This is a genomic window from Rhizobium sp. PDO1-076, from assembly GCF_000247475.1.
GTDB lineage: Bacteria > Pseudomonadota > Alphaproteobacteria > Rhizobiales > Rhizobiaceae > Allorhizobium.
Map to the genome: position 1 here is coordinate 1 of NZ_AHZC01000063.1, position 9,022 is coordinate 9,022.

At 58.8% G+C, this 9,022-nt stretch carries 8 protein-coding genes and 1 riboswitch; of the genes, 4 read left to right on the forward strand and 4 right to left on the reverse strand.

What is annotated here, in order from left to right; genetic code table 11:
* Positions 1–72: 72 nt before the first annotated feature.
* From bluB to PDO_RS05320, 3 genes are all read right to left on the reverse strand, one after another.
* Positions 73–822: a 5,6-dimethylbenzimidazole synthase gene (gene bluB, locus PDO_RS05310; RefSeq protein ID WP_007598837.1), complete on the reverse strand. Its 750-nt coding sequence runs from the start codon at positions 820–822 to the stop codon at positions 73–75.
* 43 nt (positions 823–865) lie between these two features.
* Positions 866–1,058, reverse strand: a riboswitch (cobalamin riboswitch).
* 41 nt (positions 1,059–1,099) lie between these two features.
* The gene (locus PDO_RS05315) at positions 1,100–1,933 is read right to left on the reverse strand and encodes a TolB family protein (protein ID WP_037072694.1); all 834 of its coding nucleotides are present in this window, start codon (positions 1,931–1,933) and stop codon (positions 1,100–1,102) included.
* 38 nt (positions 1,934–1,971) lie between these two features.
* Positions 1,972–3,651 (reverse strand): NAD+ synthase, encoded by a 1,680-nt coding sequence (locus PDO_RS05320; protein WP_007598842.1) that lies wholly within the window; start codon positions 3,649–3,651, stop codon positions 1,972–1,974.
* Positions 3,652–3,811: 160 nt separating this feature from the next.
* Between PDO_RS05320 and PDO_RS05325 the strand changes: the two genes are divergently transcribed.
* The gene (locus tag PDO_RS05325; RefSeq protein WP_052023391.1) at positions 3,812–5,779 is read left to right on the forward strand and encodes an LTA synthase family protein; all 1,968 of its coding nucleotides are present in this window, start codon (positions 3,812–3,814) and stop codon (positions 5,777–5,779) included.
* A 204-nt stretch (positions 5,780–5,983) separates the two neighbouring features.
* A complete protein-coding gene (locus PDO_RS05330; protein ID WP_007598846.1) occupies positions 5,984–6,868 on the forward strand; it encodes a hypothetical protein in 885 nt (294 codons plus the stop codon).
* Between the two features lie 45 nt (positions 6,869–6,913).
* On the opposite strand, the gene PDO_RS05335 is transcribed toward PDO_RS05330, so the two are convergent.
* A complete protein-coding gene (locus PDO_RS05335; RefSeq protein WP_007598849.1) occupies positions 6,914–7,315 on the reverse strand; it encodes a GFA family protein in 402 nt (133 codons plus the stop codon).
* Positions 7,316–7,701: 386 nt separating this feature from the next.
* Here PDO_RS05335 and PDO_RS05340 point away from each other — a divergent pair, with 386 nt between their 5' ends.
* Together PDO_RS05340 and PDO_RS05345 are read left to right on the forward strand one after the other, a co-directional pair.
* Complete coding sequence (locus PDO_RS05340; protein ID WP_007598851.1) at positions 7,702–8,124, forward strand: TadE/TadG family type IV pilus assembly protein; 423 nt, start codon at positions 7,702–7,704, stop codon at positions 8,122–8,124.
* Positions 8,125–9,022 (forward strand): pilus assembly protein TadG-related protein (locus PDO_RS05345; RefSeq protein WP_007598852.1); only part of this gene is annotated, 898 nt, incomplete at its 3' end.

Below are 9,022 nucleotides of genomic sequence, written 5' to 3' on the forward strand. Positions count from 1 at the left end.
TATGATGGCAGTGCGGCCAATATCCGCAAAGTGGCCCGCCAATTCCTGCCGCCGTTTCGGGGGCAATCAATCTCAGAAATCCGGCCGCTCCTGGCCCGCAGCCTCTGCAGGAGTAACGTCGGCGGCAGCGAGGGCTACGGACCTATGTCCCCAGCTCTCATCGAACACCAGATCTTCGAGCGGCAGCCGCGATCGCCAGCCTTTCACCTCAAGTTCCGGTGCCGCATAAAGCGTATCGACATAGCCGAGGCAGAGATAGCCGACGATCTCGATATCGTCCGGAATATCGAGAATGCGCTTCAGCTCGCTTTCCTGAAAGATGCTGACCCAGCCGAGCCCGACACCTTCGGCGCGCGCAGCAAGCCACAAATTCTGGATGGCGCAGACGGTGGAATAGCTGTCCATGCGCGAATTGTGCGTGCGCCCTAGAACGACGGGACCGGCCCGGTCGCGGTCGCAGGTCACACAGATCCCGAGCGGAGCCTTGCGGATGCCCTCAAGCTTCAGGGATCGATAAGCGGCCTGCCTGTCCTCATCGAACATAGCCGCCGCTTCGCGATTGGCCCGGTCGAATGCCTCCCATATCCGTTGCCGGCGGACGGAGTCGCGCACCAGAAGAAAATTCCACGGCTGCATGAAGCCGACGGACGGTGCTGCATGCGCAGCTTCCAGCAGGCGCCTGACAAGATCGTCCGGCAAGGGATCAGGAAGGAACTGGTCGCGCACGTCGCGGCGCGTATGGATGGCCCGGTAGACGGCCTGCTTTTCTTCGACGGAAAAGGAGCCGGCCCGGACGAGAGAATCGTTCGGTTCGTCGTGCATCGTCAAATCCCCAACAATGCGCAACCGCCCGCCGTCCGCGCGGGCAAGTCTATCTCATCAGGCCGGTCTTCTGACTTGGCTTCATCTGCACACGCCGCCTTCCCGGTCTTGTTCACCAGTGGCCGGGTCTCCCCCTTGCGTGTGCATCCGCCTTACAGCGTTGGGCACGTGCCGGATTTGCGCCGGCTTCCCGATTCTCCCGCAAGATTGCAGGCACCTGATACGATCTGTTCTAGTCCGATCGCCGAAGGACGCAAGCGTCAGCCTGCGACGGCCTTCAGTCGTTGACGGGGAAATAGCGGACGAAGGCGAATTCCGCGCCGTCCGGCGACCAGTTCGGCACATTGATCGTGCCCTGCCCGCCAAAAAGTTCGAACAGCGTTTCCGGCGCGCCACCGTCCATATCCATCAACCGAAGGCTGACTTCGCGGTCGCGCGGATGGTCAAAGACGTCGGGCGCATAGGAGAGGTAGAGAACCTTGTCGCCTTTCGGTGACGGATGCGGGAACCAGTCTCCCGTATCGCTGTAGGTGATGCGTTCGACATCACTGCCATCGGCATGCATCCGCCAGATCTGCATCAGGCCGCTTCTACTGGAGTTGAAATAGATCCAGTCGCCATCGGCCGACCAGTCCGGCCCGTCGTTTCGCCCCTCACCTTCAGTCAACCTGCGCTCATCGCCGCCATCAACGGAAATCGAATAGATATCGAAGACGTCGTCGCGAATGCCACAATAGGCAAGTTGCCGGCCGTCAGGCGACCAGCCATGCCAGTAGGACGGCAGTTTCGACGTTACCTGACGCGGAACGCCGCCTTCGGCGGGCAATACGTAGATGCAGGACTTTCCGTGCTCGGTCTTGTCCGAGATCACGATCATTAAGCCGTCGGGCGATATGCCGTGGTCATTGTTGCATTCGACGGCAAAGCCAGTGCCGAGGAGGGTCGGCGCCTGACCGCCGTCCGGCGAAAGCCGATACAACAGACCATTGCCGTTGATCAGCAGATAGGAACCGTCAGGCGACCAGTTTGGCGCCTCGACCAGTTCACTTGTCTGCCAGACCACACGCGTCTGTCGCGTGCGGATATTGTAGATCTCGACGGAACTGCGCAAAGGCTCTCCTCCCTTGGTCCAAGCCATCAGAGACGGGCTCAGCGATCGCGGAAACGGTTGGTGATCGGATAGCGCCGGTCGCGACCGAAGTTCTTCTGGGTGATCTTGACGCCCGGAGCCGACTGCCGCCGCTTGTATTCCGCCAGGTAGAGAAGATGCTCGATGCGGTGGACCGTCGCAATATCATGCCCGCGCGCAACGATATCTTCGACGGCCATCTCCTTTTCGACCAGGCACTCCAGGATATCGTCCAGCATCGGATACGGCGGCAGCGAATCCTGGTCGGTCTGGTTTGGCCGAAGTTCGGCAGACGGCGCCTTGGACAGGATATTGGCCGGGATCACCCGGCCGGAAGGCCCAAGTGCGCCCGGCGGCACATGCGCATTGCGCCAGGCCGACAGCGCGTAGACCTGCATCTTGTACAGGTCCTTGATCGGATTGAAGCCGCCATTCATGTCGCCATAGAGCGTCGCATAACCGACCGACATTTCCGACTTGTTGCCGGTGGTGACGACCATCGAACCGAACTTGTTGGAGATCGCCATCAGGATCGTGCCGCGCGCGCGGCTTTGCAGGTTCTCTTCGGTAATCCCGCTCTCCGTGCCCTCGAACATTTCCGAAAGGCTCGACAGAAACCCCTCGACCGGATCTGCGATCGGGACGATATCGTAGTGGCAGCCCAAAGCCTGTGCGCAGGCCTCGGCATCGGCAAACGACTCCTTAGACGTGTAGCGATACGGCAGCATGACCGTGCGCACCCGTTCCTCGCCCAGCGCGTCGACGGCGATCGCCGCGCAGATGGCGGAATCGATCCCGCCCGAAAGGCCGAGCACGACGCTCTTGAAACCATTCTTGTTGACATAGTCGCGGAAACCGAGAACGCAGGCGCGGTAGTCGGCCTCTTCCTTCTCGGGAATGCGCGACATCGGCCCTTCCTCGCAGCGCCAGCCATCAGTGGTCCGCTTCCAGGTCGTGACAGAAAGCGTTTCCTCGAACTGGCTCATCTGGAACGCGAGAGACCTGTCGCCATTAAAAGCAAAGCTCGCACCGTCAAAGACAAGTTCGTCCTGGCCGCCGATCTGGTTTGCGAAAATCAGCGGCAGACCGGTCTCGATCACCTGGCGCAGCACCACCTGATGGCGCACATCCACCTTGTTGCGATAGAACGGCGAGCCATTCGGCACCAGCAGGATCTCGGCCCCGGTCTCTGCCAGCGTCTCGCAGACCCCGGCATCGTTCCAGATCTCTTCGCAGATAGGCACGCCGATGCGCACGCCGCGAAAATTCACCGGGCCCGGCATCTCGCCTTCGACAAACACCCGCTTTTCGTCGAATTCGCCGTAATTCGGCAAATCGATCTTGTCGCGGAAGGCGAGGATCTTGCCGTCATCGAGGATGGCAACGGAATTATGCCGGCCATTCTCGCCTTGACGCGGGAAACCGACGATTACGCCCGGCCCGCCGTCAGCGGTATCCGCGGCCAGTTGTTCGACAGCCGACAGGCAAGCCCGGAGAAAGGCGGGTTTCAAAACCAGATCTTCCGGTGGATAGCCGGAGATGAACAACTCGGTCAAAAGCAGCAGGTCGGCACCCTGTGTCGCCGCTTCCGACCGTGCCGCACGTGCCTTTGCCAGGTTGCCGACCACGTCGCCAACCGTTGGATTGAGTTGCGCAATGGCGATGCGCAGGACATCTGTTTTTTTCAATGTTTCGCTCATGGTCAACGGTTTAAACGCTCGGCTGTCGGATCGCAACGGCGTCGGCCGATGATGCCCTGCATGGACGCCCAAATATCGATCAAAAACGGGGAACAATCAGGCATCAGACACAGTTCATGTAGCGTTCATGACGGATATGTGACAGCTATGCGCACATTTGATGAAAATCGCATTTCTCTCGGAGAATTCTGTGGCTGACACTCTTCCAAAATCGGTAAATTCAAGCCTTTTGGCAGCCGTCGGCACAACTCCCTCCAGAGGCGAAGCACGTGCCACCGGCCGCATCGCACGCATCGTCTTCCCGCTGATCAACACGGCACTGCTGGCGATTATCACAATCATCGCCAGCGAATGGCTCGCCCGCGGCAATCTCAACGATGTTGCCGAATACATGCTGTCGCCCGCTCGCCCGGGCATGATCGCCGCTGGCATTCTTTTCCTCCTGATGCTTTTTGCCGACGCCATTGTCGGGCGTGCCTATCAGTCTGCACTGCTGATCGTGCCGCTATCGCTCCTACCAGCCTTCTTTTCCGGGCAAAAGCAGCTGTTTCTGTCAGATCCGCTGTTCCCGAGCGATCTTCTCTTCGGTCGGCAGATCATGGAACTTCTGCCAGTGATGATCGCCGCCCGCCCCCTGGCTGCAGCCGGAATGGCGCTGGCATCCTTGGCGATCATCGGAGCGCTCGTCTGCCTGATCGTCATCAGCCGCCGCCTCTTCCCCCGCATCCTCCCGGTCGTCCGCATTGGCCGCACGCTGGTGGCAGCACCGATCCTTGCCGGTTTCATCACGCTGATGGATCCGATGGCCTTTTCCTATGTCCGCGACCGGCTGAACATCGTGCCGATGATGTGGGACCAGAAGGAAAACTACCGTCACAACGGCTTCCTGCTTGCCTTCGCCTTCAACATCCCCATGGCCAATGTCGGCGCACCGGCCGGTTACGACGATCTCGCTATCTCCGACATCCCCACGGACCGCCTGCCCGCGACCTTCTTCTCGGGGCGCCAGGCCGACGTGATCATGATCATGAGCGAATCGCTCTGGGATCCGACACGCATGTCGAGCGTGCGCTATTCCAGCGATCCGATGCCGACGATCCATGCGGCCCAGTCGGGCAATGTCTTCTCGCCGGAGTTCGGCGGCATGACCGCCAATGTCGAGTTCGAGGCCCTGACAGGTTTCAGCAATGCATTCCTGCCCTATGGCAGCATTCCCTATCAGCAGTATATCCGTCGCCCGCTGCCCTCGCTCGCCACCTTCTTTGAATCGAAGGGCTACGTGACAAAGGCCTTCCATCCGTTCCAGAGCTGGTTCTGGAACCGTCAGAACGTCTACCAGGCGCTCGGTTTCCAGAGCTTCCAGTCCGAGGAAAACATGCCGGCCATGGAAAAGCGCGGCATCTTCGCCTCAGACGATGCCTTGACGCGCCACATCATCAGCCAGGCCGACAATACGGCAAAGCCGTTCTTCTTCTTCGCCGTCACCCTACAGGGCCACGGCCCCTATGAAGCGAACCGGTACAAGAAGAACTCGATCGAGGTCGACGGCCCTACGCTTTCCGATGGTAGCGCCAGCGCACTTGCGACCTACACACAAGGCGTCAAGGAAGCCGACCAGAGCCTGAAGATGCTGATGGACTGGGCAAAGAAGCGTCGGCGCGAAACCATCATTGTGCTGTTTGGCGACCACCTGCCGCCGCTCGGCATGGTCTACCCGGAAAGCGGTTACATGGCCGATCAGGTTGCCACCCGCAAAGCCTCAGTCGCCACGATGAAGCGTGAACACGAAACACCTCTGGTTGTGTGGTCATCCAAGCGTGGCGTGCAGAAGAACCTGGGCTCGGTCAGCCCCTCGCAACTGCCGCATTTCATCGTCCGCATGAGCGGCTACCGGCATCCGTTCTACACAGGCATGCTCGGCCGCGTTCAGGAACGTTATACTGTCATCGATCGGCATCAGTTGATCGAGCGCAACAATCGCGCCCAGCCGGATTGGTCCGTGTCAGGTCGTATTGATCCGATGATCCGCGACTATCGACTACTGCAACACGACATGATGTTTGGCGAAGGCTTTGGAACTGAACGTTTCTTCCCCGAGCAGGCAGAACGACTGCAGCCGGTGACTTGATCAGGCGAACGGGCATTCTCTACATTTGCCCAGCTTGACAAGTTCTGCTCAGTTGCACTATTGCGGGAAAGTCAATTTAACTTCACTGACTTTTTTTGTTCAAACTGCAGCGCGCCTGATTGTATCGTCATCCGCTCGTCTTGATCGGATTGTCCCCGCGCCCGGCAAGCCTTGAACGCAAGCATGTTCAACAGAGCACAAGCCATGCCGCAACTTACGCGCGCCTCCATAGCAGCCCATGCCTTGTTTCCCGCCATCGAGAAACAGATCGCCCGGCATCTGATTACCATTCACAACGAGACCCCCAGGCTGTCGCGCCTCAAGGCGTCGCACCGCAAGTGGCTGATGACCCATGCGATGTTCGCGCTATCGCTGAGCCGCCGTGACGATGATCCCATGTCCGGCCTGACCGCGACGCGTTTCATTGAGATCGTGATGCGGCTTGCCGCCGCCAGCCGCAACACGGCGACCGCCTATCTCGCAGAACTACTGGCGTATAAATTCCTGCGCGAGGTGCCGGATGTGCCTGATAGGCGCGTGCGGGTGTTCGAAACAACGGAAGTCGCCAATGCCGCCATGAAGCGGTGGTTCAATGGTCACATGGCCTGTCTCGACCGTCTCGATGGCGGCAATCGTGAGGCAACGACGATCGCAGATCCACGTATATTCAAGCTAGGCCAACCGATCGCGGCGGGAATCCTCGTTGCAGATCCGCTCTGGCGCGATCCGCCCGATACCATCGGTCACTTCCTCTGGTCCGATCTGGGCGGCATGGTCCTGCATGACCTGATCGCCCGATTGGGTGAGTTTGACCGCGCGGCACCGCGCACTCCAGTCGGCCCGGTCACGCTTGCCGAACTGAGTGAGATCTACATGATCTCCGCGACCAATCTCAAGCGCATGTTCAAGAAGGCCGAAAGCGAAGACTTGCTCGGCTGGGACCTGCCCCGCAGACGCGGCAACCTCTGGCTAAGCCAGCGCTTCATCGAGGACTACTTCACCTGGCAGTCCGCCAAGTTCGCAGCGCTTGATGTCGCTTATCGCGAGAGCCTCCAACAACTGACCATCGAGCAGGATGCTGCAGCCTGACTAGGCCGGGAAAAGCGGCCTCACGCCGCGCGCAATGGAACGACCTCAGACTGTGCTGCTTGCCGCGTACTGCGGCAACGCATCATTGATCGCGTAGTAATCCCCTTTGTCGGCGCAGTAGATGTGATAGCCGCCGTCAATTCCGGTCGGCATGTCAAAAAGCCCGGCCATGATCGACATCCGCCCGGAATGATCTGCCCGCCAGAAAAGGGCAGAACCGCACTTGCTGCAGAAACCTCGCTCCGCTTCCGGGCTTGAGCGGTAACGTGATATCGCCTCTTCTCCGGTGATCGAAACGTCGTCCACCGCAGCATCGGTCGTCGCATAGAAATGTCCTGTCTGCCGACGGCATTGCGAGCAATGACAAAAGCTGACCGGGCTCAGCCCTCCCCGGACAGTGATGCGAACCGCACCGCACAGACATCCGCCGTGGTGTATTTCCGTCATGGCGCTCTCCAAAAACGTGCAAGGCTCACCATCACCGCGGACAGGCATCAAGTCAAACCAAGAAAGCTGAAACTAACGTTCACGACATTTGCAGTGCGGAAAGCACCCCCCAGAAGGCATCATTCTGCGTCAAAAACTTGCCGATGTTGACCAATCTCCCGGCACTCGCGCCAGAACTGGCGCAACCGAAGCATACATTCGCATGAAGCACTGTATTTGATAGCGCAACCAGAGACGTTGCCGTGAAATAAATTATGCAACCATTACAAGCATTTCGGCTAAACATCTACGTGTAGATTATTACTTATGCAACCGAGTAACCAAGCGTTAAATCCTTCCGTATTTTTATGATCATCTAAATTACAAACATCAAATGGAGAGATCCTATGCGTTGCCGTTCCGGTTTCCTCAGCGACGAAAATGGATCTTCCGCAATCGAGTTTGCCATTCTGGCGCCCCTGTTCTTTCTGGTGGTATTTTCCATGCTTGGCTACGCAGTCTACCTCAGTGCAAGCCATGCCGTTCAGCAGATAACAGCCGATGCGGCCCGCACCGCCATTGCCGGACTGAGCCTGCGCGAACGCCAGCATCTCGCGGAAGACTACGTAAAAACAGTCACGTCCGACTATGCCTTTCTGGACTCGGAAGCCTTCAGCGTCGCGGTCAACGACAGTCCCGACAATCCGAACCAGTTCACGGTCAACATCTACTATGACGCGTCCGGATTGCCGATTTGGCAGCTCTACAGTTTTGCCATGCCCGATAGCACGATCCGACGTTTCGCTACGATCAGAGTGGGAGGGATTTAGATGCGTGATCGATATTCGGCATTAAAGGCGATTATCCGCGACGACCGAGGAAATATCGCCATTTCCGCGGCACTGGTGTCACCGCTGCTCATCGGGGCGCTCGCGCTTGGCGTAGACTACGGCAGCCTTACGCTCCAGCAGCGGGAACTACAGCAGGCAGCGGATCTGGCCGCGATTGCGGCTGCCGCAAACCTGTCCGATCCCGAAAAGGCCACGCTTGAGTATTTCCAGATGAACGGCCTCGATATTCCAGTCGCTACCGCCAAGGGTCTTTTGACGGATCAAGGGCTGATTGCATATGATCCCAATGAAACGCCGGGCATCGTCGCCACGGTCACTCCAGGTCGGTACACTGCGGATCCCGCAATTTCCGTCGCGGCTCGCTTTGTCAGAACCCGCAGCTATGCCGACGCCGCACGGGTGGAAATTCATGGCAAAGGACAGCTTTTTTTCGCCAGTGCCTTTACTGATCCGCCCACACTCGGCGCTGTCGGAACCGCAGCGGCAAACAAGGTTGCCGCCTTCTCCATCGGTTCCCGACTTGCAAGCCTGCATGACGGCATTCTCAATGCGGTTCTGTCCGGACTGCTCGGCACCACAGTCGATCTGGATGTCATGGATTACCGGGCTCTGCTTGACAGCCAGGTCAACGCACTCGGCATCCTCGACGCGCTCGCGATCAATCTCGGCCTGACCGCGCTCACCTATGATGAATTGCTGCAAACGGAAATTTCCTATGGCAGCCTTCTTCGCGCGATCCTCGCCACACCCGGGCTTGACGCCAAGAGTAAGTCCGCAATGGAAGCGCTTGTGCGCACGGCATCGAAGACCCGGCTTTCCTTGAAGCTTGCCGAGATTATTGGTCTGGAGCCGCTGGCCGAAAACCTTGTCGGCAGCT

Bases quoted from the DNA above. Each gene is read 5' to 3' on its own strand.
- bluB (WP_007598837.1), bottom strand. From the start codon at position 822: ATGCACGACGAACCGAACGATTCTCTCGTCCGGGCCGGCTCCTTTTCC.
- PDO_RS05320 (WP_007598842.1), bottom strand. From the start codon at position 3,651: ATGAGCGAAACATTGAAAAAAACAGATGTCCTGCGCATCGCCATTGCG.
- PDO_RS05325 (WP_052023391.1), top strand. From the start codon at position 3,812: ATGAAAATCGCATTTCTCTCGGAGAATTCTGTGGCTGACACTCTTCCA.
- PDO_RS05330 (WP_007598846.1), top strand. From the start codon at position 5,984: ATGCCGCAACTTACGCGCGCCTCCATAGCAGCCCATGCCTTGTTTCCC.
- PDO_RS05335 (WP_007598849.1), bottom strand. From the start codon at position 7,315: ATGACGGAAATACACCACGGCGGATGTCTGTGCGGTGCGGTTCGCATC.
- PDO_RS05340 (WP_007598851.1), top strand. From the start codon at position 7,702: ATGCGTTGCCGTTCCGGTTTCCTCAGCGACGAAAATGGATCTTCCGCA.